Here is a 26,200-nt window from a genome sequence, read left to right as displayed (position 1 = left end):
GTGTGCCGGTCAGTCCCGGTTCTGTACGTGCTGGTAGCCGAAGCGGCCCTTGATGCACAGGTTGCCGTGGGTCACCGGGTTGTCGTGTGGAGAGGTGACCTTCACGATCTCATTGTCCTGCACGTGGAGCGTGAGGTTGCAGCCCACTCCGCAGTACGCGCAGACCGTCGTCGTCTGCGTCTGCCGTTCCTCGTCCCAGATGCCGGCCGCCCGCATGTCGAACTCCGACTTGAAGGACAGGGCCCCCGTGGGACACACCTCGATGCAGTTGCCGCAGTAGACGCAGGCCGAGTCGGTCAGCGGGGCGTCGTGCTCGACCGAGATCCGGGCGTCGAAGCCGCGGCCGGAGACGGAGATGGCGAAGCTGTTCTGCCACTGGTCGCCGCAGGCGTCGACGCACTTGTAGCAGAGGACGCACTTGCCGTAGTCCCGCACGTAGAGGTCGTTGTCCACGCGCGGTTCCTCGTCGACGCGGGCCGCGTCCGGGCCGAAGCGGTCGGGCTTCGCCCCGTGGTCCTCGATCCACTGCGCGGCCGAGGGCGTGGCGGAGAGGTCGACGGAGGAGGCGAGGAGTTCGAGGACGAGTCTGCGGCTGTGCCGGGCGCGCTCGGTGTCCGTGCGCACCACCATGCCCTGCTCCGCCTTGCGCGAGCAGGCGGGCGCGAGCGTCCTGGCGCCCTCGACGTCGACCACGCAGAGGCGGCAGGCGTTCTTCGGGGCGAGTGTGTCGCCCTCGCACAGGGTCGGGACGTCCTTCCCGGCGGCCCGGCAGGCGTCGAGGAGCGTGGACCCTTCGGGGACCCGGGCCTCCTGCCCGTCGAGGGTGAACTCCACCAGCCGGCGCGGCACTCCGAGCGGTATCGCGGTCATTCGTACGCTCCCAGACGGTCGATGGCGGATTCCACGGCGTTCCACGCGGTCTGCCCCAGACCGCAGATCGAGGCGTCCCGCATCGCGCGGCCGACCTCGCGCAGGAGGGCGATGTCGGGGGCGGCGCCCGCGCCTGTGCGGTCGACGATCCGGCGCAGTGCCTCTTCCTGGCGGACGGTGCCGACCCGGCACGGCACGCACTGACCGCACGACTCGTCACGGAAGAACTCCGCCACGCGCAGCAGGAGGCGGGGGAGCGGCACCGTGTCGTCGAAGGCCATGACCACCCCGGAGCCGAGGGTCGTGCCGGCCTCGCGGGTGCCCTCGAAGGTGAGCGGGATGTCGAGTTCGTCGGGGCGTACGAAGCCGCCGGCGGCGCCGCCGAGCAGGACCGCGCGGAGGTTGTCGCGGACGCCGGCGAGGGTGAGCAGCTCGCCGAGCGTCGCGCCGAACGGGAGTTCGTAGACGCCGGGGCGGGCCACGGTGCCGGACACGCAGAACAGCTTCGGGCCGGTGGACGCCGGGGTGCCGATCGCGGCGTAGGCCGCGGCGCCCCGCGTCAGGACGGGCAGGACGTTGACCAGGGTCTCGACGTTGTTCTCGACCGTGGGCTTGCCGAACAGGCCCTTCTCCACGGGGAACGGGGGCTTGGAGCGGGGCTCGCCGCGGTGGCCCTCGATGGAGTTGAACAGGGCCGTCTCCTCGCCGCAGACGTACGCGCCTGCGCCGCGCCGGATCTCGATGTCGAAGGCGTAGCCCTGGCCGAGGACGTCGTCGCCGAGGAGGCCGCGGGTACGGGCCTGCCCGATGGCGTGGGTGAGGCGGGCGAGGGCGCGGGGGTACTCGCCCCGGAGGTAGAGGTAACCCCGGTGGGCGCCGGTCGCGTAGGCGGCGATCGTCATGGCCTCGACCAGGGCGTACGGGTCGCCCTCCATGAGGACGCGGTCCTTGAAGGTGCCCGGTTCGGATTCGTCGGCGTTGCACACGAGGTAGTGCGGGTGGTCGGGCTGGGCGGCGGTCGCCTGCCACTTGCGGCCGGTGGGGAAGGCGGCGCCGCCGCGGCCTGCCAGGCCGGCGTCGGTGACCTCGCGGATGACGCCGGCGGGGCCGAGTTCGAAGGCGCGGCGGAGGGCGGTGTAGCCGCCGTGGGCCCGGTAGTCGTCGAGGGAGGCGGGGTCCACGGTGCCGATGCGGTGGAGGAGGGTGAGGTTGGGGTCACCGGTCTGGGGGACCGCTGTTTCGGGGGCGGGCTCGGTGGGCGCCGATTCAGGTGAGACGGCCGCGTGGACTGCCCGGTCGGGGGTCGCGGGGGCGCATATCGCCGTCGCGTGGAGGGTGTTTCGCCCCCGCTGCCCCTTCCCTGTCCCGTCCCCGGGGGCTGCCGCCCCCGGACCCCCGCCTTCGGCCTGGACGACCTCGTCCTCAAACGCCGGACGGGCTGCTCCTGGAGCACCCGCCCGGATCACCAGTGCCGCCGGAGCCCGTTCGCACAGGCCCAGGCACGGCGAGCGCTCGACCTTCACGCCGGTCTCCGGGCCCAGGCGTGTCTCCACGTCCGCGCACAGGGAGGCCGCCCCCGCGGCCGTGCACGCGAGGTCGGTGCAGACGTGCAGGACGGTCGCCGGGCGCGGGCGGACCGAGAACATCGCGTAGAAGGTGGCCACCCCGTACGCCTCGGCCGGCGGGACCGTCAGGCGGCGGCAGACGTAGTCCAGGGCGCCCTCGCTGATCCAGCCGACGCGGTCGTTGAGTGCGTGCAGGGCGGGCAGGAGCCGGTCGCGGCGGTCCCGGGCCTCCCGGCCGCCCCGGGCCCACCGCAGGTCGGCGTCGGAGCGGTCGGCGCCCTCCCAGGACGACTCGGGCGGGCCGAGCAGGGCGTCCACGGCGGCGCGTTCCTCGTCCGTGGGCTTGCCGTCACCGAAGCGCAGGTCCACCGGTGCTCACCTTCTCGATCCGGATCGCCGAGGCCTTGAACTCCGCCGTTCCGGCGATCGGGCAGTTGGCCTCGATGGTCAGCTGGTTGGTGTCCACCTCGTCGGGAAAGTGGAAGCTCATGAAGGCCAGGCCCGGGCGCAGGGCCGGGTCGACCCACACGGGGGCCAGCAGCGAACCGCGTCGTGAGGTCACCCGGACCTCCTCGCCGGCCATCACGCCGTAGCGTTCGGCGTCCTCGGGGCAGAGCTCGACCGACTCGCCCCGGCGCAACGGGGAGGCGTAACCGCCGCTCTGCACACCGGTGTTGTAGGAGTCGAGACGGCGTCCCGTGGTCAGCCGGATCGGATACTGCTCGTCGGTGAGGTCCACGGGCGGGTCGTGCCGGACGATGCCGAAGGGGGCCGGCGGACCGCGACGGACGGGGTCCGGGTCCCACAACCGGGCGTGCAGGTAGGGCGGTTCCAGTCCCTCCGTGCTCGGGCACGGCCACTGGATGCCCTGGTGCTCCTCCAGGCGGGCGTACGTCATGCCGTGATGGTCGGGGGAGAGGGCGCGCAGTTCGTTCCAGACCGCCTCCGCGTCGGCGTACTTCCAGTCGTGGCCGAGGCGGGCGGCGAGGTCGCAGAGGATGTCGATGTCCTCGCGGGCCTCGCCAGGCGGGGTCACGGCCCTGCGGACGCGTTGGACGCGCCGTTCGCTGTTGGTGGTGGTGCCCTCCGTCTCCGCCCAGCCCGCGGTGGCCGGCAGGACCACGTCGGCCAGTTCGGCGGTCTTCGTGAGGAAGATGTCCTGGACGACCAGGAAGTCCAGCGCGCCGAGGCGGCGTACCGCCTGCTCGGCGTCCGCCTCCGACTGGGCCGGGTTCTCGCCGATGCAGTAGACGGCGCGGAGCGTGCCCTCGTCCATGGCCTCGAACATCTCGGTCAGGGTGAGCCCGTGACGCGGCTCGACCACCGTGTCCCAGGCGGTCTCGAACTTCCGGCGGACCTCCGCGTCGAGCACGTCCTGGAAGCCGGGGAGCCGGTTGGGGATGGCGCCCATGTCACCGCCGCCCTGCACGTTGTTCTGGCCGCGCAGGGGCTGCAGGCCGGAGCCGTAGCGGCCGACGTGCCCGGTGAGCAGGGAGAGGTTGATCAGGGCGCGGACGTTGTCCGTGCCGTTGTGGTGCTCCGTGATGCCGAGGGTCCAGCACAGCTGGGCGCGCTCGGCCCGGGCGTAGGCGTGGGCCAGCTCGCGGACGGCGGCGGCCGGTACGCCGGTCACCTTCTCGGCGAGGGACAGGGTCCAGGGTTCCACGAGGGCCTTGTACTCCTCGTAACCCGTGGTCGCGCGCGCGATGAACGCCTCGTTTGCCAGACCCGCGTGGATGATCTCGCGACCGACCGCGTGCGCCAGCGGGATGTCCGTGCCGACGTTCGGGCCGAGCCAGCTCTCCGCCCACTCGGCGGTGGAGGTGCGGCGCGGGTCGACGGCGTACAGGCGGGCGCCGTCGCGCACGCCCTTCAGCACGTGCTGGAAGAAGATGGGGTGCGCGAAACGGGCGTTGGAGCCCCACATCACGATGACGTCGGTGTGCTCGATCTCCTCGTAGGAGGAGGTGCCGCCGCCCGAGCCGAAGGCGGCCGAGAGGCCCGCGACGCTCGGCGCGTGACAGGTGCGGTTGCAGGAGTCGACGTTGTGGGTGCCCATGACCACCCGGGCGAACTTCTGCGCCACGAAGTTCATCTCGTTGGTCGCCCGCGCGCAGGAGAACATGCCGAACGCGCCGCGCGCCGCGGTCAGGCCCCTGGCCGTGCGGTCCAGGGCCTCCTCCCAGGTCGCCCGGCGGAAGGGCTCGTCGCGCGAGTCCCGGACCAGGGGGTGGGTGAGACGGGTGTAGGTCTTGGGGGTGCGGTCGCGTTTCCTCATGCGGCGCTCCTCAGCGCGAGCAGGTCCGACAGGGCGTGCACGGTGCGCAGGGTGGGCACCGGGACCCCGGTGATCTCCGCCAGCTCGACGACGGCGGCGAGCAGTACGTCGAGTTCGAGCGGCTTGCCGCGCTCCAGGTCCTGGAGCGTGGAGGTGCGGTGGTCGCCGACCTTCTCGGCGCCCGCGAGCCGGCGTTCGATGGAGACGCCGACCTCGCAGCCGAGGGCGCCGGCGACCGCGAGCGTCTCGGTCATCATGGTCTCGATGACCGTCCGGGTGCCGCCGTGCAGGCACATCTGCCGCATGGTGGCCCGGGCCAGGGCGCTGATCGGGTTGAAGGAGATGTTGCCCAGCAGCTTCAGCCAGATGTCGCCGCGCAGGTCCCGCTCGACCGGGCACTTCAGACCGCCCGCGCGCATCGCCTCGCTGAACGCCAGGCACCGCGCCGAGACCTCCCGGCCGGGCTCGCCGATCGAGAACCGGGTGCCTTCCACGTGCCGTACGACGCCCGGCTGTTCCAGTTCGGTGGCCGCGTACACGACGCAGCCGACGGCCCGCTCGGGCGCGAGCACCGCACTGACCGCGCCGGCCGGGTCCACACTTTCGAGACGACGCCCGTCCCAGGGGCCGCCGTGCCGGTGGAAGTACCACCAGGGGATGCCGTTCTGGGCGGCGACGACCGCCGTGCCCTCGTGCAGCAACGGCTCGATCAGCGGCCCGCACGCCGCGTACGAGTTGGCCTTCAGACCCAGGAACACGTAGTCGGCCGGGCCCACTTCGGCCGGGTCGTCGGTAGCCCGGGGGTGCGCGGTGAAGTCGCCGCGCGGGCTGCGCACCCGTACTCCGTACTGCCTCATGGCCGCCAGGTGCGGTCCACGGGCGATGAGATGCACGTCGGCGCCCGCACGGTGGAGCGCGGCGCCGACGTAGGCGCCGATCGCCCCGGCGCCGAGGACTGCGACTTTCATGACGGGGAGCTCCGTTCGGTCGAGGGATACCGCGGAACCGCCGAACGAGATGTCGACGAAATATTGTCTACAGTATGGAAGTTGGCGCAGCAAGGCTTTGTGCAGCACTAGTGGTTGTCTGCTCAACAGTCTTCTCAAGCGCCGTGCCGGTCCATACGGTTGGGGACCCATGAGTCCCCCCGTCGCGCCCCCGGGCTGGAGCCGCTGGCTCGTCCCCCCGGCCGCTCTCTCGGTCCACCTCTCCATCGGCCAGGCCTATGCCTGGTCCGTGTTCAAACCGCCCCTGGAATCCGCGCTCGGCCTCAGCGGCACGCAGAGCGCGCTGCCGTTCCAGCTCGGCATCGTCATGCTCGGTCTGTCGGCCGCGTTCGGCGGCACGCTCGTCGAACGGAACGGACCGCGCTGGGCGATGACCGTCGCCCTGGTCTGCTTCTCGTCCGGTTTCCTGCTCTCCGCACTCGGCGCTGCCGTGGAGCAGTACTGGCTGATCGTCCTGGGCTACGGCTTCGTCGGCGGGATCGGCCTCGGTATCGGCTACATCTCGCCCGTCTCGACGCTGATCAAGTGGTTCCCGGACCGGCCCGGCATGGCCACCGGCATCGCCATCATGGGCTTCGGCGGCGGCGCGCTCATCGCCTCGCCCTGGTCGGCGCAGATGCTGGAGTCCTTCGGCACCGACAACTCGGGGATCGCCCTCGCCTTCCTCGTCCACGGCCTCTCGTACGCCGTCTTCATGCTGCTGGGTGTGCTGCTGGTGCGGGTGCCGCGTCCCCGGGAGCGGGCCGGCGGCGGGCCCGCGCCGCTCGAAGGCGTCCAGGTCTCGGCCCGGTCGGCCGTGCGCACCCCGCAGTTCTGGCTGCTGTGGATCGTGCTCTGCATGAACGTCACGGCCGGCATCGGCATCCTGGAGAAGGCCGCGCCGATGATCACGGACTTCTTCGCTGACTCCTCCACCCCGGTGTCGGCGACCGCCGCGGCCGGCTTCGTGGCCCTGCTGTCGGCGGCCAACATGGCGGGCCGGATCGGCTGGTCCTCCGCCTCCGACCTCATCGGCCGCAAGAACATCTACCGCGTGTACCTGGGCGTCGGCGCGCTCATGTACACCCTGATCGCACTGTTCGGCGACTCCTCCAAGCCGCTGTTCGTCCTGTGCGCGCTGGTCGTCCTGTCCTTCTACGGCGGCGGCTTCGCCACGGCCCCCGCCTACCTCAAGGACCTCTTCGGCACCTACCAGGTCGGCGCGATCCACGGGCGGCTGCTCACCGCCTGGTCGCTGGCCGGTGTCCTCGGGCCGCTGATCGTGAACTGGATCGCCGACCACCAGGAGGAGGCCGGCCGGCACGGCTCGGCCCTGTACGGCACGTCCTTCCTCATCATGATCGGGCTGCTGGTCGTCGGCTTCGTCGCCAACGAACTCGTCCGCCCCGTCGACGCCCGCCACCACGAAGCCGCGATCCCGACGCAGAAGGAGGGCAACGATGTCACCCGACCGCAGCCAGAGTCCGCCTGACGCGGCCGCCCCGCCCGGCCGGCGGCCGCTGATCGCCCTCACCTGGCTCTGGGTGGGCGCACCGCTCGCCTACGGCCTGTACGAACTCGTCCGGAAGGCCACCCAGCTCTTCACCGGATGAGGGCGCCGGCGAGGACGGGGCCGGGAGGCCGGAGGGCGGAGCCGGCCGGGGCGGCGGAGGGTGCTGACCGAAGCCGACAAGCCGGGCGCCGGATTCCTGTCGTATCACCTGCCGTCGTACCCGTCGGTCACTGATCACACTGGTGGATCCCGTACCCGAGGTCAGCGAGGCTCCACCCATGCACCACGGCTCCCGCATCACCGCCGTCGGCCACTACCAGCCCGCCCGGATCCTCACCAACGAGGACCTGGCGGGCATGGTCGACACCAGCGACGAGTGGATCACGAGCCGGGTGGGCATCCGTACGCGCCGGATCGCCGGCCCCGACGAGCCGGTCGACGAACTGGCCGGCCACGCCGCCGCCAAGGCGCTCGCGGCGGCCGGGCTCACCCCCGCCGACGTGGACCTGGTCGTGGTCGCCACCTCCACCGCGATCGACCGCTCCCCGAACACCGCCGCCCGCGTCGCGGCCCGCCTCGGCATCCCCGGCCCCGCCGCGCTGGACGTCAACGTCGTGTGCGCGGGCTTCACCCACGCCCTGGCCACCGCCGACCACGCCGTGCGCGCCGGTTCGTCGAGCCGGGCGCTGGTCGTCGGCGCGGACAAGATGTCGGAGGTGACCGACTGGACCGACCGCACCACCTGTGTACTGGTGGGCGACGGGGCGGGGGCCGCCGTCGTGGAGGGCTGCGCGCCGGGCGAGGAGGCGGGGATCGGGCCCGTGCTGTGGGGCTCGGTGCCCGAGATGGGCAACGCGGTCCGCATCGAGGGCACGCCGCCGCGGTTCGCGCAGGAGGGGCAGAGCGTCTACCGCTGGGCGACCACCCGGCTGCCCGCCATCGCGCGCCAGGCCTGTGAGCGGTCCGGCATCGCGCCGGCCGACCTCGCCGCGGTCGTCCTGCACCAGGCCAACCTGCGCATCATCGAACCCCTCGCCGCGAAGATCGGCGCCGTCGGAGCCGTCGTCGCCCGCGACGTCGTCGAGTCCGGCAACACCTCGGCGGCGAGCATCCCGCTGGCACTGTCCAAGCTGGTGGAGCGGGGCGAGATCACCACCGGCGACCCGGTGCTGCTCTTCGGCTTCGGCGGCAACCTCTCCTACGCCGGGCAGGTCGTCCGCTGCCCCTGAACGGACACCCCGCGCCGTCCCGTCATGTGACGTGGCCTACACGCCCGGCCCCGGAGGGCCGGTGCGCCGTAGACTGTAGACGAAAGACAATCGATACTGCCCGTACTGCCCGTACTGGTCGCGTGCCGGTCGTCGAGGGGGGTCCGATGTTGTCCGCAGGACTGCCGCAGGGCGCGGTGCCCAAGCTGGAGCGGCCCGGCCCGCTGCGGGACCGTGTCTACGAGGCGCTGCTCGAGCTCATCACCACCCGGGCCCTGCGGCCCGGCCAGCACCTCGTCGAGAGTGAACTGGCCGGTCACCTCGGGGTGTCCAGGCAGCCGGTGCGTGAGGCGCTGCAGCGGCTCAACACCGAGGGCTGGGTCGATCTGCGCCCCGCACAGGGCGCGTTCGTGCACGAGCCGACGGAGGAGGAGGCGGACCAGCTCCTGACGGTCCGTACGCTCCTGGAGGCCGAGGCCGCGCGACTGGCCGCCGCCAACGCCTCCAGTGCCGGCATCGCCGTGCTGGAGGAGCTGTGCGAGGAGGGGGAGCGGGCCGTCGCCGCCGACGACGTGGACGCCGCGGTCGCCTACAACGCCCGCTTCCACGGCACGGTCATGGAGCTGGCGGGCAACGCGGTCCTCGCCGAACTCGCCGCACAGGTCGACCGCCGGGTCCGCTGGTACTACACGCCGGTCGCCCGGCAGCGAGGCCGGCAGTCCTGGGACGAGCACCGCAGACTGATCGCGGCCATCACCGACCGGGACGAGCAGTCGGCGACCCGGCTGATGCGCGAGCACACGGAACACACCCGTCGCTCCTACCACGCGCGCGAGACCTCGTAGACGCGCGGAGAACCACGAGGTCAGAGCCCTTACCGAGGCCGTCCGGCGTCATCGCCGGGCGGCCTCGGCGCATCCGGGACGGCCGGTGCCGGTCCCTTCTTTGTCCACTCAGTGGAGAAAGTTCGCAGCAATTCGTGCGTGACTTCTTCCCACACCCGGCGCCCACTGCTACGTTCCCTCCGAAAGCACGCCACGAAGACCGGTCGTCCAGCGACCGGAGGACGTGGCCGGAAACCGGCGGACCCAAGGCCGATCGAGGCGGGGAGGGGCTCGTGAGACGCATGACCGCACGACCCGCGAACGCCCACCAAGCGCGACTGCTCCAGCTGTTGCGCGACGGCGGGCCCAACTCCCGTGCCCAGCTGGGCGACCAGGTCGACCTCTCCAGGTCCAAACTGGCCGTCGAGGTGGACCGGCTGCTGGAGACCGGCCTCGTCGTGGCCGACGGACTCGCCGCCTCGCGCGGCGGGCGCCGCAGCCACAACGTCCGGCTCAATCCCGAACTGCGCTTCCTCGGCGTCGACATCGGCGCGACCTCGGTCGACGTCGCCGTCACCAACGCCGAGCTGGAGATCCTGGGGCATATCAACCAGCCCCTGGACGTGCGCGAGGGCCCGGTCGCGGTCTTCGAGCAGGTGCTGTCCATGGCCGCCAAGCTGCGCGCCTCCGGGCTCGCGGAGGGCTTCGACGGCGCCGGCATCGGCGTCCCTGGGCCGGTCCGCTTCCCCGAGGGCGTGCCGGTGGCTCCGCCGATCATGCCCGGCTGGGACGGCTTCCCCGTGCGGGAGGCGCTCAGCCAGGAGCTCGGCTGTCCCGTCATGGTCGACAACGACGTGAACCTGATGGCGCTGGGCGAGCAGCACGCGGGCGTCGCCCGCACCCAGCACGACTTCCTCGTCGTCAAGATCGGTACCGGCATCGGCTGCGGCATCGTCGTCGGCGGGGAGGTCTACCGCGGGACCACGGGCAGCGCGGGCGACATCGGGCACATCCAGGCGGTGCCCGACGGACGCCAGTGCGCCTGCGGCAACCGCGGTTGCCTGGAGGCCCACTTCAGCGGCGCGGCCCTGGCCCGCGACGCCATGGAGGCCGCCCAGCAGGGCCGGTCGGCCGAGCTCGCGAACCGGCTGGAGGCGAGCGGGGGCCTCAGCGCCGCCGACGTCGCCGCCGCGGCCGCCGCGGGCGACGCCACCGCACTGGACCTGATCAGGGAGGGCGGCCGCAGCACCGGCCAGGTCATCGCCGGCCTGGTCAGCTTCTTCAACCCGGGCCTGGTGGTGATCGGCGGCGGGGTGACCGGCCTCGGCCACAACCTGCTCGCCGCGATCCGCACCCAGGTCTACCGCCAGTCGCTGCCCCTGGCGACCGGCAACCTGCCCATCGTCCTGGGGGAGTTGGGCCCCACCGCCGGAGTCATCGGCGCGGCCCGGCTGATCAGCGACCACCTGTTCTCACCCGCGTAGACCCGTTCGCTCCCGAGCACCACCAGCACAGCGCCCTGCCCAGCCCTGCCCTGCTCCGTTCAGCTCCGTTCTGATCCGGCTCACTCCGTTCCGCACGGCACGCCGTGCCCTGCTTCGCCCTGCCCTGCTCCGCTCTGCCCTGACACCGGCCCGCAAGCCCGCCGAGGGGACCTCACATGGCACCAGAACCACCGCTGCTCAGCATGTCCGGCATCACCAAGTCGTTCCCCGGAGTCCGGGCCCTCGACGGCGTCGACCTCGACGTCCAGGCCGGTGAGGTGCACTGCCTCCTCGGCCAGAACGGCGCCGGGAAGTCCACCCTCATCAAGGTGCTGGCCGGCGCCCACCAGCCCGACACCGGCACCATCCGCTGGCGGGGCGAGGACGTCACCCTGCGCTCGCCCATCGCCGCCATGCGCCTCGGCATCGCCACCATCTACCAGGAACTCGACCTGGTCGAGCACCTGTCGGTGGCCGAGAACGTCCACCTCGGCCACGAACCGACCGCCGCCGGCTTCGTCGTGCGGGGAAAGACGGCCAAGGCGTCGACGGCCGCGCTGCTCAAGCGGCTCGGACATCCCGAGGTCGACCCCGGGCGGCTGGTCGGGGACCTGTCGGCCGCCCAGCAGCAGATCGTGTCCATGGCGCGGGCACTCTCGCACGACGTACGGCTGATCGTGATGGACGAACCGTCCGCTGCGCTCGACCCGGACGAGGTCGACAACCTCTTCCGCATCGTCGCCGACCTCACCGCCGACGGTGTCGCCGTCGTCTACATCTCGCACCGCCTGGAGGAGATCCGCCGCATCGGCGACCGGGTCACCGTCCTCAAGGACGGCCGGGCGGTGGCCGGCGGGCTGCCCGCCGAGTCGACGCCGACCCGCGAGGTGGTCGCGCTGATGACGGGACGCAACGTCGAGTACGTCTTCCCCGACCGGCCCGCCGCGCCGCCCGTGGGCGAACCCGTACTGAGGGTCCAAGGGCTGTCCAGGGAGGGCGAGTTCGCGCCGCTCGACCTCGACGTGCGACCGGGTGAGATCGTCGGCCTCGCGGGGCTGGTCGGCTCCGGCCGGTCCGAGATCCTGGAGACCGTCTACGGCGCCCGCAAGGCGCACACCGGTCAGGTCCTGGTCGACGGGCGCCCGCTCAGGCCCGGCAGCGTGCGGGCCGCGGTACGCGCCGGTCTCGGACTCGCCCCCGAGGAACGCAAGGCACAGGGCCTGCTGATGCTGGAGTCCGTCACCCGCAACGTCTCGGTCTCCGCCATGTCCCGCTTCTCCCGCGGCGGCTGGATCGACCGCGGCGCCGAGCTGGGCGCGGCCCGCAAGGCGACCCGCGAGCTGTCGCTGCGGCCGGACAACCCGTCCGTGCCCGTGCGCACCCTGTCCGGCGGCAACCAGCAGAAGGCGGTACTCGCCCGCTGGCTGCTGCGCGGCTGCCGGGTCCTGCTGCTCGACGAACCCACGCGCGGTGTCGACGTCGGCGCCCGCGCCGAGCTGTACGCCGTCATCCGGCGCCTCGCCGACGAGGGCCTCGCCGTGCTGCTGGTCTCCAGCGAGGTGCCCGAGGTACTGGGCCTCGCCGACCGCGTACTGGTGCTGCGCGAGGGCCGCGTCGTGCACGAGGCCCCCGCCCGCGAACTCGACGAACACCGCGTACTCGACCTCGTGATGGAAGGAAGCCCGGCGTCATGACGCAGCACGTGTCCCCGCCACGGGGCGGCACCGACAAGGCGGCACCGGTGGAAGGCCCGCCCGACTGGCGGGTCCGGCTGGGCCGCGCCGACGTTCGCACCCTCACCCTGCTCGGCGTGCTCGCCGTCCTGGTCCTCATCGGCGGCATCACCCAGCCCGACGCGTTCCTCGACACCCGCAACCTCCAACTGGTGCTCACCCAGGCGTCCGTGATCGGTGTCGTCACCGTCGGCATGACCTTCGTCATCGTCTCCGGCGGCATCGACCTGTCCGTCGGCGCCATCGTCGCCCTCGCCTCGGTGTGGGCGACGACCGTCGCCACCCAGGAGTACGGGTTCATCGGCATCCTCTTCACGGCGATCGTGGTGGGCGTGGGCTGCGGCCTCGTCAACGGGGTGCTCATCGCCTTCGGCCAGATGGTCCCGTTCATCGCGACCCTCGCCATGCTGGCCTCGGCGCGCGGCCTCGCGCTCCAGATCACCGACGGCCGCACCCAGGTCGTCACGGTCTCCAGCGTGCTGGACCTCGGCGAGCGCGACGCCTACGTCCTCGGCATCCCGCCGCTGGTCCTGGTGTTCGCGGCGGTCACCGTCGTCGGCTGGCTGGTCCTCAACCGGACCACCTTCGGCCGGCGCACCGTCGCGGTCGGCGGCAACGCGGAGGCCGCCCGGCTGGCCGGCATCGACGTCCGCCGCCAGCGGCTCTACCTGTACCTGCTGTCCGGGCTGTGCTGCGGCATCGCGGCCTTCCTGCTGATCGTCCTGGCCGGCTCCGGCCAGAACACCAACGGCAACCTCTACGAACTCGACGCCATCGCCGCCGCGATCATCGGCGGCACCCTCCTGACCGGCGGCCGGGGCCACATCCTCGGATCCGTGCTCGGCGTCCTGATCTTCACCACGATCACCAACATCTTCGCCCTGAACAACCTGCAGACCGACGTGCAGCAGATCGCCAAGGGCGCGATCATCGTCGCCGCCGTGCTGGTCCAGCGCCGTACCGCAAGCACGCACTGAGGAAAGGGTTCACCGTCATGACGAAGCTCACGAGTCGCAGAGGGCTGCTCTTCGGAGCCGCCGCCGTGTCCGCCGGTGCCGTCCTCACGGGGTGCACCAGCAACGACCCCGACGACGGCGACGACAAGGCCGCGGACACGCAGCCGGCCGCCGACGACAAGCCCGGCAAGCCCATCACCATCGGCTACGCCGGCCCGCAGGCCGACCACGGCTGGCTCAACGCCATCAACGACCAGGCCAAGAAGCGCGCGGAGAAGTACTCGGAAGTCACCCTCGAGGTCACCGAGGGCTCCAACGACACCGCGCAGCAGATCGGCCAGATCGAGACCCTCATCAACAAGAAGGTCGACGTCCTGGTGGTGCTGCCGGCCGACGGCAAGGCGCTCACCCAGGTCGGCCTGAAGGCGATGCGGGCCGGCATCCCGGTCATCAACCTGGACCGCATCTTCAACAGCCCCCAGGCGTACCGCTGCTGGGTCGGCGGGGACAACTACGGCATGGGGCTCAACGCCGCCCACTACATCGGCGAGAAGCTCAAGGACAAGCCCGACGCCAAGGTCATAGAGCTGGCCGGCATCGACAACCTGGAGCTGACCCAGCAGCGGACCCAGGGCTTCGACGACGGCCTGAAGAACTACCCGAACATCAAGAAGGTGGCCCGCCAGGCCGCCGAGTTCACCGTGGAGTCCGGCCAGGCCAAGATGGCCCAGCTGCTCCAGGCCCAGTCGGACTTCGACGCCCTGTGGAACCACGACGACGACCAGGGAGTGGGCGCCCTGCGCGCCATCGAGCAGGCCGGGCGCGACGACTTCCTGATGGTCGGCGGCGCGGGCGCGCTCTCCGCCTTCCAGGCGATCAAGGCGGACAGCGGCGTGCTCAAGGCGACGGTCCTCTACCCGCCGACCATGGCCGCCTCCGCGATCGACCTGGCCCGCGCCCTCGGCCAGGGCAAGGGCGTCAGCGGCCTCGCCGAGTTCGAGATCCCCTCGACCGTCACCTGCTACTCGGCCGTCGTGGACAAGGACAACGTCGACCAGTACATGTCCACGGGCTTCAAGTGACGGGTCCAGGCCCTGTCGTCGGACTCCCGTCCGCTTTGCGCCCGCCGGGCGGACGACGGGAGCCCGACGACGGGACCTGGCCCCGGCGACGGCCCGACCAGCCGGTCCGCCGGGGCGGGGCCCACCCCCACCGCGCCACCACGACGAGGAGGACATCCGCATGGGACAGCCGCAGCAGCCCGAGGGGGCCGGCGCCGAGGAGGCAGCCGCCGGGACCGACAACGGGACCGATACCGGCGCCGGGGCCGGGGCGGCGACGGGGGCGTCCGCGACCAGAGCGCCCCTGCGCGTCGGCATGGTCGGCTACGCCTTCATGGGCGCCGCGCACTCCCAGGGCTGGCGCACCGCCGGCCGGGTCTTCGACCTGCCGCTGAACCCGGTACTGGCCGCCGTCTGCGGGCGGGACGCCGACGCCGTCCGCCTCGCGGCCGACCGGCACGGCTGGGCGAGCACCGAGACCGACTGGCGGGCCCTGATCGAACGGGACGACATCGACCTCGTCGACATCTGCACGCCCGGGGACAGCCACGCCGAGATCGCGCTCGCCGCGCTCGCCGCCGGGAAACACGTCCTGTGCGAGAAGCCGCTGGCCAACACCGTGGAGGAGGCGCAGGCGATGACCCGCGCCGCCGAGGAGGCCGGAGCACGCGGGCAACTGGCGATGGTCGGGTTCAACTACCGCCGGGTCCCGGCCACCGCGCTGGCCCGGAGGATGGTCGCCGAGGGCCGCGTCGGCCGCCTGCGGCACCTGCGGGTGACGTACCTCCAGGACTGGCTGGTCGACCCGAAGGCCCCGCTCACCTGGCGACTGCGCAAGGAGCTGGCCGGGTCGGGCGCGCTCGGCGACCTGGGCGCCCACATCGTCGACCTCGCCCAGTACGTGTCGGGGGAGCGGATCGCGGGCGTCTCCGCCCTCACCGAGACCTTCGTGCGGGAACGCCCGCTGCCCGCCGGCGCCCCCCGGGGACTGACCGCGGGCTCGGCGGACGGCGTGACGGGACAGGTCACCGTCGACGACGCCGCCGTGTTCACCGGCCGCCTCACCTCCGGCGCCCTGATCTCCTTCGAGGCCACCCGGTACGCCACCGGCCGCAAGAACGCCCTGCGCATCGAGCTCAACGGCGAGCGCGGCTCGCTCGCCTTCGACCTGGAACGGCTCAACGAGCTGGAGTACCACGACGCCACGGAGCCCGGGGAGCACGCGGGCTTCCGCCGCATCCTCGTCACCGAACCCGAGCACCCCTACCTGGACGCCTGGTGGCCGCCCGGCCACGGGCTGGGCTACGAGCACACCTTCGTGCACCAGGCACGCGACCTCGTGCACGCCGTCGCCGCGGGCCGCCGGCCCGAACCCTCCTTCGCCGACGGGCTGCAGGTGCAGCGGGTGCTCGCGGCCGTGGAGGAGAGCGCCGAGAAGAACTCCGTCTACACCCAGATTCCCTGAGGAGGCTGGCAGCGACATGCCGCGCAACTTCACACTCTTCACCGGTCAGTGGGCGGACCTTCCCCTGGAGGAGGTCTGCCGCCTCGCCCGCGACTTCGGCTACGACGGTCTGGAACTCGCCTGCTGGGGCGACCACTTCGAGGTCGACAAGGCCCTCGCCGACCCCTCCTACGTGGACTCCCGCCACCAGCTGCTCGACAAGTACGGCCTCAAGTGCTGGGCCGTCTCCAACCACCTGGTCGGCCAGGCCGTCTGCGACGCCATCATCGACGAACGCCACGAGGCCATCCTGCCCGCCCGCATCTGGGGCGACGGCGACGCGGAGGGCGTGCGGCAGCGCGCCGCGGCCGAGATCAAGGACACCGCGCGGGCCGCCGCCCGCCTCGGCGTCGACACCGTCATCGGCTTCACCGGCTCGGCCATCTGGCACCTGGTCGCCATGTTCCCGCCCGCCCCCGAGTCGATGATCGAGCGCGGCTACCAGGACTTCGCGGACCGCTGGAACCCGATCCTGGACGTCTTCGACGCCGAGGGCGTCCGGTTCGCCCACGAGGTCCACCCCAGCGAGATCGCCTACGACTACTGGACCACCCAGCGCGCGCTGGAGGCCGTCGACCACCGGCCGGCCTTCGGGCTCAACTTCGACCCCTCCCACTTCGTGTGGCAGGACCTCGATCCCGTCGGCTTCCTGTGGGACTTCCGCGACCGGATCTACCACGTCGACTGCAAGGAGGCCCGCAAGCGCCTCGACGGCCGCAACGGACGGCTCGGATCCCACCTGCCCTGGGGCGACCCGCGGCGCGGCTGGGACTTCGTGTCGGCCGGGCACGGCGACGTCCCCTGGGAGGACGTCTTCCGCATGCTGCGCTCCATCGACTACCAGGGGCCCGTCTCCGTCGAGTGGGAGGACGCCGGCATGGACCGGCTGCAGGGCGCGCCCGAAGCCCTCACCCGGCTCAAGGCCTTCGACTTCGAGCCGCCCAGCGCGTCCTTCGACGCGGCCTTCAACAGCTGACCGCACGCCCGACGGCAGGTCAGGACCGGGGACCGGCACAGCCGCCGGTGCCCGGTCCGGGCTGCCCCGATCCTGCTTTGTCCTGAGCTGGGAAAAAGTTCAACCATTCACGGTCCAAGGGGTGTTCGCCCCGGAAGAACGCGGTTACCGTCCCTGAAGTGTTCAGGACACTGACGCCCCCGGGGTGACGGCGCACCCCGGCGCCCGCATCGCACGTCTCCGCACCCATCCCCATACGGCCCACCCCGTTCCCGGAGGGACTTCGTGCACAGAACCAGACTCAAAGCCACCAGCACCACAAGGCGTCCAAGGCTCCGCACCACACTCGCCCTCTTCACCGGCCTGCTGCTGGCCGTGGGCGCCCCGGCCACCGTCGCCGGAGCCCACCCGGGTCACCCGGAGCACGACGAGACGGCGGCCGCCGAGGGGCAGTTCCAGCAGGTGCCGCTCGCCAAGGGCGAACCCGAGATGGGCGAGCCGATGTCGCTCGCGGTGCTTCCCGACCGCAGCGTCCTGCACACCGCCCGCGACGGCACACTGCGCCTGACCGACCAGGGTGGCGTCACCAAGGTCGCCGGCAAGATCCCCGTCTACAACCACGACGAGGAGGGCCTGCAGGGCGTCGGCATCGATCCCGACTTCGAGAACAACCGGGCGATCTACCTCTACTACGCCCCGCCGCTCGACACCCCCGCGGGCGACGCCCCGGAGAACGGCACCGCCGAGGACTTCAAGAAGTTCGACGGCGTCAACCGCCTCTCCCGCTTCGTCCTGAACGCCAACGGCACGCTGGACATGGCCAGCGAGAAGAAGGTCCTGGACGTCGCGGCCTCCCGCGGCATCTGCTGCCACGTCGGCGGCGACATCGCCTTCGACGCCGAGGGCAACCTCTACCTGTCCACCGGTGACGACTCCAACCCGTTCGCCTCCGACGGCTACTCGCCGATCGACGAGCGCCCGGACCGCAACCCGGCCTTCGACGCCCGGCGCAGCGCCGGCAACACCAACGACCTGCGCGGCAAGCTCCTGCGCATCAAGGTCGCCGAGGACGGCTCGTACACCATCCCGGAGGGCAACCTCTTCGAGCCCGGTACCGAGAAGACCCGCCCCGAGATCTACGCGATGGGCTTCCGCAACCCGTTCCGGATCAGCGTCGACAAGAAGACCGGCACGGTCTACGTCGGGGACTACGGCCCCGACGCCGGCGCCGCCGACCCGAAGCGGGGCCCGGCCGGGCAGGTCGAGTTCGCCAAGGTGACCAAGGCCGCCAACTTCGGCTGGCCCTTCTGCACCGGCGACAACGACCCGTACGTCGACTACGACTTCGCCACCCAGACCTCTGGCGAGACCTTCGACTGCGCCGCCCCGAAGAACACCTCGCCGCACAACACCGGCCTCACCGACCTGCCGCCCGCGCAGGCCGCGTGGATCCCGTACGACGACGACTCCGTGCCCGAGTTCGGCAGCGGCTCCGAGTCCCCGATGGGCGGCCCGGTCTACCGCTACGACCCCGACCTCGACTCCAGCGTCAAGTTCCCCGAGGAGTACGACGGGGACTTCTTCGCCGGTGAGTTCGGCCGGCGTTGGATCAAGCGGATCGAGCAGACCGAGGACGGCGCGGTCGCGAAGATCAACGACTTCCCGTGGACCGGCACCCAGATCATGGACATGGAGTTCGGCCCCGACGGCGCCCTCTACGTCCTGGACTACGGCCTGTCCTGGTTCCAGGGCGACAAGGACTCCGCCCTGTACCGGATCGAGAACGCCTCGGACGGTTTCTCCCCGATCGCCGAGGTCAGCGCGGACAAGACCTCCGGCGCCGCCGGCCTGAAGGTCGCCTTCACCGGCTCCGCCAAGGACGCCGACTCCCCGGACCTCACCTACAGCTGGGACTTCGGCGACGGCACCAAGGGCGAGGGCCTCACGCCCACCCACAAGTACAAGAAGATCGGCACCTACTCCGCGACCTTCACGGCCACGGACCCCGACGGCAACACCGGCCACGCCAGCGTCCGCATCGTGGTGGGCAACACCGAGCCCAAGGTGGTCATCGAGACTCCCGGCAACGGCACCCTGCTCCCCATGGGGCAGCCGATTCCCTTCAAGGTGAAGGTCACCGACCCCGAGGAGACGATCGACTGCTCCAAGGTCAAGGTCGCCTACAGCCTCGGCCACGACTCCCACGCCCACGAGCTGACCAGCGAGATGGGCTGTGAGGGCACCCTCAACCCGCCGCCCGGCGACGGCGGCCACGACCCCAACGCCAACATCTACGGCGTCGTCGGCGCCAGCTACACCGACGGCGGGGCCAACGGCCAGGAGGCCCTGACCGGGACCGCCCGCACCGTGATCCAGCCGCCGCACCGCCAGGCCGAGCACTTCACCGCCCAGCAGGGCGTGTCGCCGATCGACAAGACCGGCGCCAACGGCGGCAAGACCGTCGGCGACATCAACGACGGTGACTGGATCTCCTTCAGCCCCTACAGGTTCGACGGGCAGAAGAAGCTGACCGTACGGGCCTCCTCCGGCGGCGCCGGCGGCTACGTCGAGGTGCGCACCGGCTCGCCCACCGGCCCGCTGCACGGCTCGGCGTACATCCCGCCCACCGGCAGCTGGGAGACCTTCCAGAACGTCGACGTGCCGCTGCGGGCCCTGCCCAAGAAGACCACCGACGTCTACCTGGTGTTCCGGGGCGGCGAGGGCGCGCTGTTCGACATCGACGACTTCGAGTTCTCCAAGGAGGCGTTCACGGCCGGCAAGAAGGTCCTGGTCTTCTCCAGGACCGCGGGCTTCCGCCACGACTCCATCCCGGCGGGCGTCGCCGCCCTGAAGGAGCTGGGCACCCCGGCCGGCATCTCCGTCACCGCGACCGAGGAGGCCGGGCAGTTCACCACCGCCAACCTCGCCAAGTACGACGCGGTGGCCTTCCTTTCCACCACCGGGGACGTCCTCAACGCCGACCAGCAGAAGGCGTTCGAGAACTACGTCAAGAACGGCGGCGGCTACATGGGCATCCACGCCGCCGCCGACACCGAGTACGACTGGGAGTTCTATGGCGGCCTCGTCGGCGCCTACTTCGACTCGCACCCGGCCATCCAGAAGGCCACCGTCCGCGTCGAGGACCACGACCACCCGGCCACCGCGCACCTGGACGACGCCTGGGAGCGCACCGACGAGCTGTACAACTACCGCACCAACCCGCGTGAGCAGGCCAAGGTCCTCGCCACCCTCGACGAGACGACCTACTCCGGCGGCACCATGAAGGGCGACCACCCGATCGCCTGGTGCCAGAACTACGGCGGCGGCCGCTCCTTCTACACCGGACTCGGCCACACCAAGGAGTCCTACGCGGACGAGGCCTTCCGCGGCCACCTGCTCGGCGGCATGCAGTACGCCACCGGCCAGGTCAAGGCGGACTGCAAGCCGGCCAAGGGCTACCGGGACATCTTCAACGGCCAGACCCTGGAAGGGTGGAAGCAGGCCGGTCCCGGAAAGTTCAACGTCAAGGACGGTGCCCTGGAGTCCGAGGGCGGCATGGGCCTGCTCTGGTACCAGGCCAAGGAGCTGAAGTCGTACTCCCTCAAGCTCGACTGGAAGATGCAGGGCGACGACAACTCCGGCGTCTTCGTGGGCTTCCCGGCCTCCGACGACCCCTGGTCCGCGGTGAACAAGGGCTACGAGATCCAGATCGACGCCACGGACGCCGTGGACCGCACCACCGGTGCGATCTACACGTTCAAGGCGGCGAACATCAAGGCCCGTGACCAGGTGCTGCGGCCGCCCGGCCAGTGGAACTCCTACGAGATCAAGGTCCAGGGCGAACGCCTCCAGGTGTTCCTCAACGGAGTCAAGATCAACGACTTCACCAACAAGGACCCCGAGCGGAGCCTGACCGACGGCTACATCGGCCTGCAGAACCACGGCGGAGACGACCAGGTCTCCTTCCGCAACATCCAGCTCAAGGAACTGCCCTCCTAGGGCGCCCTGCCCCTGAGAGGTGACCTCCCTCGGGAGTGACCCTCCAGGGGCGACCGGAACGGCGGCGGGCGGAGGACGCCGGACCTCCGCCCGCCGTCACCCGGACCGGAACCCCGGCCCCGTACCCCTCCGGCCGCACCGCCCCGGCTGTACCACGCCGGCCGTACCACCGCTCGTGTGTGTCCGACGCGCTCGACAAGGAGGCTGCCCATGTCCGCGTCCCCCTCTGCTTCCTCCCACGGCTCCCGTACCGGTGTCTGGCTGATCGGAGCCCGCGGTTCCGTCGCCACCACCGTGGTGGCGGGCTGTGCCGCCGTGACCGCGGGGCTGAACCCCCCGACCGGCATGGTCACCGAGACCCCGGACTTCGCCGACGCCGGCCTGCCCGCGCTCTCGTCCCTCGTCTTCGGCGGTCACGACACCGTGGACTGCCCCCTGCCCAAGCGGGCCGAGGCCCTGGCCGCCGGGGGCGTGCTGCCGCACGGGCTTCCCTCGGCCGTCGGCGCCGAACTGGCCGCGGCCGACCGCGAGATCCGTCCCGGCGGCCCGATGCCCGGCGACACCCGTGACGAGGCGGAACTGATCACCGCCTTCGCCGCGGACATCACCGACTTCGCCCGGCGCACAGGAGTGGACCGGACGGTGGTGGTGAACGTGGCCTCCACCGAGCCCGCCCCCACCGGCGGCGCCCTCCCCGCCAGCTCGCTCTACGCGGCCGCCGCCCTGCGCGCCGGCTGCCCGTACGTCAACTTCACCCCGTCGACCGGACTGCGCCACCCGGCGCTGGCCGCCGAGGCCGAGGCCGCCGCCGTGCCGTACGCGGGCCGTGACGGCAAGACCGGCCAGACCCTGCTGCGCTCGGTGCTCGGCCCGATGTTCGCCCAGCGCGCCCTCGCCGTGCGCGCCTGGTCCGGCACCAACCTCCTGGGCGGCGGCGACGGGGCCGCCCTCGCCGACCCGGCGGCGGCCGCTGCGAAGAACGCCGGCAAGGAACGCGTCCTCGCCGACACCCTCGGCGCCCCCGTCGAGGGCGAGGTCCACATCGACGACGTCCCCGCGCTCGGCGACTGGAAGACGGCCTGGGACCACATCGCCTTCGACGGCTTCCTCGGCGCCCGCATGGTCCTCCAGACCACCTGGCAGGGCTGCGACTCGTCGCTCGCCGCGCCACTCGTCCTCGATCTGGCCCGCCTCGTCGCCCGTGCCCACGAGAGGGGCCTGACCGGCCCGCTGGGCGAACTGGGCTTCTACTTCAAGGACCCGGTGGGGGACGGCCCGTCCTCCCTGGCCGAGCAGTACGGAGAGCTGAAACGCTTCGCCGGACGGCTGGCGGACGGCGTCCGGGACGGCGGGGTCGCCAAGGACGGCGGGGACGTGGGAGACGGGGGAGTCGGAGGAGACGGCGGACACGCTGGTACCGCCGGGGACGGCCCGGCCGTCCGGTCCGTGGGGCACGCCGGCGAGCGCGAGGCGGGGCGATGAGCCGCACCGTCGCCACGGCGCGGGACACGGCCGGTGGGTCACCCGCGACGGCCGACGCCCCGCGGGCGCCCGGAGCGGCCTCCGGAGGCACGGCACGACCGCCCGCGCCCGCCGAGCCACCCGCCGACACCTCCCGCGCCGGCGCCTGGGCCGAACTGCTGCGCCTACCCGCCCTGTTCACCGTCCCCGGTGACGCCCTGGCCGGCGCGGCGGCGGCCGGTGCGCGCCCCGGCCCCCGCACCCTGCTCGCCATCGGCTCCTCCTTGTGCCTGTACGAGGCCGGCATGGCCCTCAACGACTGGGCCGACCGCGTCGAGGACGCCGCGGAGCGCCCCCACCGCCCCCTCCCGTCCGGCCGCATCCGCCCCGCCGCCGCGCTCACGGCGGCCGGTGCCCTCACCGGCGCCGGGCTGGCCCTGGCGGCCTGCGCGGGACGGCCTGCCCTCGCGGTGGCCGCACCCCTGGCCGCCACCGTCTGGGCCTACGACCTCGCCCTGAAGCACACGCCGGCCGGTCCCGCGGCCATGGCGGCGGCCCGCGGCCTCGACCTGCTCCTGGGCGCGGCCGCCACCGGCGGCGGCACCCGCGCGGCCCTGCCGTCGGCCGCGCTGCTCGGCAGCCACACCCTCGCGGTCACGGCCGTCTCCCGCAGGGAAACCACCGGCGGCTCGGTCCTCGCCCCGCTGGCCGCCCTCGCGACGACGGGAGTGCTGACCGGTCTGGTCGCCCGCCGCCGCACCCGACTCCCGGCAGGCCGGCGGGCAGCAGCCGCCCCCGGCCTGCCGGGCCCCAATCCGGCGCCCGCCGCCACCGACGCCCTGACGGCCGCCCTGGCCGCCGCCTACACCGCGACGGCCGCCCGTCCCTATCTCCACGCCGTACTCAACCCCTCACCCCCGCTCACCCAGCGCGCCGTGGGCGGCGGCATCCGGGCCACCGTCCCGCTCCAGGCCGCGCTCGCGGCCCGCTCCGGCGCGCAGATCACGTCGCTCCTGGTCGCCGCCCTCGCCCCGGCCGGCCGCCGCTTCGCGAGGAGGGCCGCCATGAGGAAGGTGAGCATCACATGACCCCGGCCCCGGCCCCGCCCCCGACCCCGGCCCCGCCCCCGAGCCCGGCCCCGCCCCCGAGCCCGGCCCCGCCCCCGAGCCCGAGCCCGGCCCCGCCCCCGAGCCCGACCCCGGCCCCGCCCCCGAGCCCGGCCCCGCCCCCGAGCCCGGCCCCGGGCGCCGCGCCGAACGAGTCCGGTGCCGCTCCTGCGGCCCGGGGCAAGGCGAGGGGGGGAGCCGCCACGCATCCGCTCCGCTTCGGGTACGGCACCAACGGCCTCGCCGACCTGCGCCTCGACGACGCCCTCGCCCTCCTCGCCGACCTCGGGTACGACGGTGTCGGCCTGACCCTCGACCACATGCACCTCGACCCGCTCGCCGACGACCTCGCCGCCCGCACCCGCCGGATCGCCGCACGGCTGGACGCGCTCGGTCTGGACGTCACCGTGGAGACGGGAGCGCGCTACGTACTCGACCCGCGCCGCAAGCACGGCCCCACCCTGCTCGATCCCGACCCGGAGGACCGCGCCCGGCGCACCGGCCTCCTCGTCCGTGCCGTCGGCGTCGCCGCCGACCTCGGCGCCCATGCCGTGCACTGCTTCAGCGGCGTCACCCCGGACGGCACGGACGAGGACACGGCCTGGAAGCGGCTGGCCGAGTCCCTCGCCCCCGTCCTGGAGGCCGCCGCCACCGCCGGAGTCCCCCTGGCCGTGGAGCCCGAGCCGGGTCACCTCCTGTCCACCCTCGCCGACTTCCACACGCTGCGCCGCCTCCTCGGCGACCCCGAACCGCTCGGTCTCACCCTGGACATCGGCCACTGCCAGTGCCTCGAACCGCTCCCTCCCGCCGACTGCGTGCGCGCCGCAGCTCCCTGGCTGCGACACGTGCAGATCGAGGACATGCGCCGCGGCGTCCACGAACACCTCCCCTTCGGTGACGGCGAGATCGACTTCCCGCCCGTCCTCGAGGCCCTCGCCACCACCGGCTACCAGGGCCTGACCGTCGTCGAACTGCCCCGTCACTCCCACGCGGGCCCCCACTTCGCCGAACGCTCCCTCCCGTTCCTCCGCCGCGCCGCACCGGCGTCGCCACCGCGCACCGACCGCTCGGGCGAGCCCTCCGCCACCCACTGAAGGGAGCCACCCCCATGACGCAGCCACACGCCGCCCACGTCACCCCCCACACCCAGGACGCGGACGGCACACCCGGCGGTCAGGACACCCAGGGCACCACCCCCGCCCACGTCCCGCCCGCCGACCTGCGCACTGCCCTGTCCGCCCGGCTCGGCGGAGCCGCCCGCGCCTGGCTGGACCAGGCCCTGGACGAGGCCGCCGCCCACCCCGGCACCCACGGCCCCATCTCGGTGTGGGAGCTGCGCCTCGCCGAGGCCGGCCGCCGCTGCGGGCCCGCCCACGCCGACGCGGCCCGCGTCCTCGTCCTGCACGCCGCCCGGGCCGACACGGACGCCCTGACCCGCGTCTACACCCAGGGCACCGCCGACGAACGCCGCGCCGTCCTGCACGCCCTGCCCCACCTCGTGCCCGGACCGGACGCGCTTCCCCTCGTCGAGGACGCCCTGCGGACCAACGACACCCGGCTCGTCGCCGCCGCCCTCGGCCCGTACGCCGCCCGGCACCTGGACGCGCACCAGTGGCGGCACGCCGTACTGAAGTGCCTGTTCACCGGCGTCCCCGTCGACAGCGTGGCGGACCTCGCCCGCCGGGCCCGGGGTGACGGCGAACTCGCCCGGATGCTCGCCGACTACGCCGCCGAACGCACCGCCGCGGACCGCACCGTCCCCGAAGACCTGCACCGCGTCCTGGCCCTGACCGAGTCCGCGCCTCCCGCGCCCGGCACCGCCGACCCCCACGGCAAGGAGTCCTGATGCGCATCTTCGACCCCCACATCCACATGACCTCCCGGACCACCGACGACTACGAGGCCATGCACGCCGCCGGCGTCCGCGCCGTCGTCGAACCCTCCTTCTGGCTGGGCCAGCCCCGCACCTCTCCCGACTCCTTCCGCGACTACTTCGACGCCCTCCTCGGCTGGGAACCCTTCCGCGCCGCCCAGTACGGCATCGCCCACCACTGCACGATCGCCCTCAACCCCAAGGAGGCCAACGACCCCCGGTGCCTGCCCGTCCTCGACGAACTGCCCCGCTATCTCGTCAAGGACCGCGTGGTGGCCGTCGGCGAGATCGGCTACGACTCGATGACGCCCGCCGAGGACACCGCGCTCGCCACCCAGCTCCAGCTCGCCGCCGACCACGGCCTGCCCGCCCTCGTGCACACCCCGCACCGCGACAAGCTCGCCGGTCTGCGCCGCACCCTCGACGTGGTCCGGGAGTCCGCGCTGGCGACGGAGCGGGTGCTGGTCGACCACCTCAACGAGACCACCGTCAAGGAGGCCAAGGACAGCGGTGCCTGGCTCGGCTTCTCCGTCTATCCCGACACCAAGATGGACGAGGCCCGGATGGTCGCCCTGCTGCGCGAGTACGGCCCCGAGCAGGTCCTGGTGAACTCCGCCGCCGACTGGGGCAGGAGCGACCCGCTGAAGACCCGCAAGGTCGGGGACCTGATGCTCGCCGAGGGCTTCTCCGAGGACGACGTGGACCGAGTGCTGTGGCGCAACCCCGTCGCCTTCTACGGGCTCAGCGGGCGCCTGGCACTCGACGTGGCCCCGGGCGACACCACCCACGAAGGGAACTCCATCCTGCGCGGCGGGGAGTGAACG

20 protein-coding genes are annotated in these 26,200 nt (G+C 72.5%); 16 read left to right on the top strand and 4 right to left on the bottom strand.

Annotated features, from left to right (window positions below; translation table 11 throughout):
• Nucleotides 1-9 precede the first annotated feature (9 nt).
• Genes EV562_RS25665 through EV562_RS25650 form a run of 4 tightly spaced genes read right to left on the bottom strand, consistent with a single transcriptional unit; the run spans nucleotide 10 to nucleotide 5,681 of the window.
• On the bottom strand, nucleotides 10-870 hold the full coding sequence (locus EV562_RS25665) for a 2Fe-2S iron-sulfur cluster-binding protein (RefSeq protein ID WP_133889223.1): 861 nt from the start codon (nucleotides 868-870) through the stop codon (nucleotides 10-12).
• Nucleotides 867-2,804 carry an NAD(P)H-dependent oxidoreductase subunit E gene (locus EV562_RS25660; RefSeq protein ID WP_133889222.1) on the bottom strand — a complete coding sequence of 646 codons (1,938 nt, stop codon included), beginning with the start codon at nucleotides 2,802-2,804 and terminating at the stop codon, nucleotides 867-869. The genes EV562_RS25665 and EV562_RS25660 overlap by 4 nt, the downstream gene beginning before the upstream one ends.
• The gene (locus tag EV562_RS25655; protein ID WP_133889221.1) at nucleotides 2,785-4,713 is read right to left on the bottom strand and encodes a molybdopterin-dependent oxidoreductase; all 1,929 of its coding nucleotides are present in this window, start codon (nucleotides 4,711-4,713) and stop codon (nucleotides 2,785-2,787) included. Before EV562_RS25655 ends, EV562_RS25660 begins: the two co-directional genes overlap by 20 nt.
• Nucleotides 4,710-5,681 (bottom strand): 2-dehydropantoate 2-reductase, encoded by a 972-nt coding sequence (locus EV562_RS25650; protein ID WP_133889220.1) that lies wholly within the window; start codon nucleotides 5,679-5,681, stop codon nucleotides 4,710-4,712. Before EV562_RS25650 ends, EV562_RS25655 begins: the two co-directional genes overlap by 4 nt.
• 169 nt (nucleotides 5,682-5,850) lie before the next feature.
• On the opposite strand from EV562_RS25650, the gene EV562_RS25645 reads away from it, so the two are divergent.
• The 16 genes from EV562_RS25645 (at nucleotide 5,851) to EV562_RS25575 (ending at nucleotide 26,197) form a co-directional block, all read left to right on the top strand.
• Nucleotides 5,851-7,191 (top strand): OFA family MFS transporter, encoded by a 1,341-nt coding sequence (locus EV562_RS25645; RefSeq protein ID WP_133889219.1) that lies wholly within the window; start codon nucleotides 5,851-5,853, stop codon nucleotides 7,189-7,191.
• Nucleotides 7,160-7,312 carry a hypothetical protein gene (locus EV562_RS35180; RefSeq protein WP_166661994.1) on the top strand — a complete coding sequence of 51 codons (153 nt, stop codon included), beginning with the start codon at nucleotides 7,160-7,162 and terminating at the stop codon, nucleotides 7,310-7,312. Before EV562_RS25645 ends, EV562_RS35180 begins: the two co-directional genes overlap by 32 nt.
• 178 nt (nucleotides 7,313-7,490) lie before the next feature.
• Nucleotides 7,491-8,441 carry a beta-ketoacyl-ACP synthase III gene (locus EV562_RS25640; protein WP_133889218.1) on the top strand — a complete coding sequence of 317 codons (951 nt, stop codon included), beginning with the start codon at nucleotides 7,491-7,493 and terminating at the stop codon, nucleotides 8,439-8,441.
• A gap of 146 nt (nucleotides 8,442-8,587) precedes the next feature.
• Nucleotides 8,588-9,265, top strand: a complete 678-nt coding sequence (locus tag EV562_RS25635; protein ID WP_133889217.1) for a GntR family transcriptional regulator — start codon at nucleotides 8,588-8,590, stop codon at nucleotides 9,263-9,265.
• A gap of 281 nt (nucleotides 9,266-9,546) precedes the next feature.
• The gene (locus EV562_RS25630; protein WP_133889216.1) at nucleotides 9,547-10,728 is read left to right on the top strand and encodes an ROK family transcriptional regulator; all 1,182 of its coding nucleotides are present in this window, start codon (nucleotides 9,547-9,549) and stop codon (nucleotides 10,726-10,728) included.
• 176 nt (nucleotides 10,729-10,904) lie between these two features.
• The gene (locus EV562_RS25625; protein ID WP_133889215.1) at nucleotides 10,905-12,422 is read left to right on the top strand and encodes a sugar ABC transporter ATP-binding protein; all 1,518 of its coding nucleotides are present in this window, start codon (nucleotides 10,905-10,907) and stop codon (nucleotides 12,420-12,422) included.
• Complete coding sequence (locus tag EV562_RS25620; protein WP_133889214.1) at nucleotides 12,419-13,438, top strand: ABC transporter permease; 1,020 nt, start codon at nucleotides 12,419-12,421, stop codon at nucleotides 13,436-13,438. Before EV562_RS25625 ends, EV562_RS25620 begins: the two co-directional genes overlap by 4 nt.
• 17 nt (nucleotides 13,439-13,455) lie before the next feature.
• Nucleotides 13,456-14,499 (top strand): substrate-binding domain-containing protein, encoded by a 1,044-nt coding sequence (locus EV562_RS25615; RefSeq protein ID WP_133889213.1) that lies wholly within the window; start codon nucleotides 13,456-13,458, stop codon nucleotides 14,497-14,499.
• Nucleotides 14,500-14,659: 160 nt separating this feature from the next.
• On the top strand, nucleotides 14,660-15,943 hold the full coding sequence (locus EV562_RS25610) for a Gfo/Idh/MocA family oxidoreductase (RefSeq protein ID WP_133889212.1): 1,284 nt from the start codon (nucleotides 14,660-14,662) through the stop codon (nucleotides 15,941-15,943).
• 16 nt (nucleotides 15,944-15,959) lie between these two features.
• Nucleotides 15,960-16,958: a sugar phosphate isomerase/epimerase family protein gene (locus tag EV562_RS25605; RefSeq protein ID WP_133889211.1), complete on the top strand. Its 999-nt coding sequence runs from the start codon at nucleotides 15,960-15,962 to the stop codon at nucleotides 16,956-16,958.
• A 264-nt stretch (nucleotides 16,959-17,222) separates the two neighbouring features.
• Nucleotides 17,223-20,936 (top strand): ThuA domain-containing protein, encoded by a 3,714-nt coding sequence (locus tag EV562_RS25600; protein ID WP_133889210.1) that lies wholly within the window; start codon nucleotides 17,223-17,225, stop codon nucleotides 20,934-20,936.
• A gap of 210 nt (nucleotides 20,937-21,146) precedes the next feature.
• Complete coding sequence (locus tag EV562_RS25595; protein WP_133889209.1) at nucleotides 21,147-22,418, top strand: inositol-3-phosphate synthase; 1,272 nt, start codon at nucleotides 21,147-21,149, stop codon at nucleotides 22,416-22,418.
• Nucleotides 22,415-23,485, top strand: coding sequence for an SCO3242 family prenyltransferase (locus EV562_RS25590; protein WP_133889208.1), 1,071 nt, complete (start codon nucleotides 22,415-22,417; stop codon nucleotides 23,483-23,485). The genes EV562_RS25595 and EV562_RS25590 overlap by 4 nt, the downstream gene beginning before the upstream one ends.
• Nucleotides 23,482-24,597, top strand: coding sequence for a sugar phosphate isomerase/epimerase family protein (locus tag EV562_RS25585; RefSeq protein WP_243860172.1), 1,116 nt, complete (start codon nucleotides 23,482-23,484; stop codon nucleotides 24,595-24,597). Before EV562_RS25590 ends, EV562_RS25585 begins: the two co-directional genes overlap by 4 nt.
• A 14-nt stretch (nucleotides 24,598-24,611) precedes the next feature.
• Nucleotides 24,612-25,349, top strand: coding sequence for an EboA domain-containing protein (locus EV562_RS25580; protein WP_133889207.1), 738 nt, complete (start codon nucleotides 24,612-24,614; stop codon nucleotides 25,347-25,349).
• On the top strand, nucleotides 25,349-26,197 hold the full coding sequence (locus EV562_RS25575) for a TatD family hydrolase (RefSeq protein ID WP_133889206.1): 849 nt from the start codon (nucleotides 25,349-25,351) through the stop codon (nucleotides 26,195-26,197). The genes EV562_RS25580 and EV562_RS25575 overlap by 1 nt, the downstream gene beginning before the upstream one ends.
• The last annotated feature ends 3 nt before the right edge of the window (nucleotides 26,198-26,200 follow it).

The sequence above is a fragment of the Streptomyces sp. BK208 genome (assembly GCF_004364245.1).
Lineage (GTDB): Bacteria > Actinomycetota > Actinomycetes > Streptomycetales > Streptomycetaceae > Streptomyces.
This window is presented reverse-complemented; position numbering and strand designations above follow the sequence as displayed.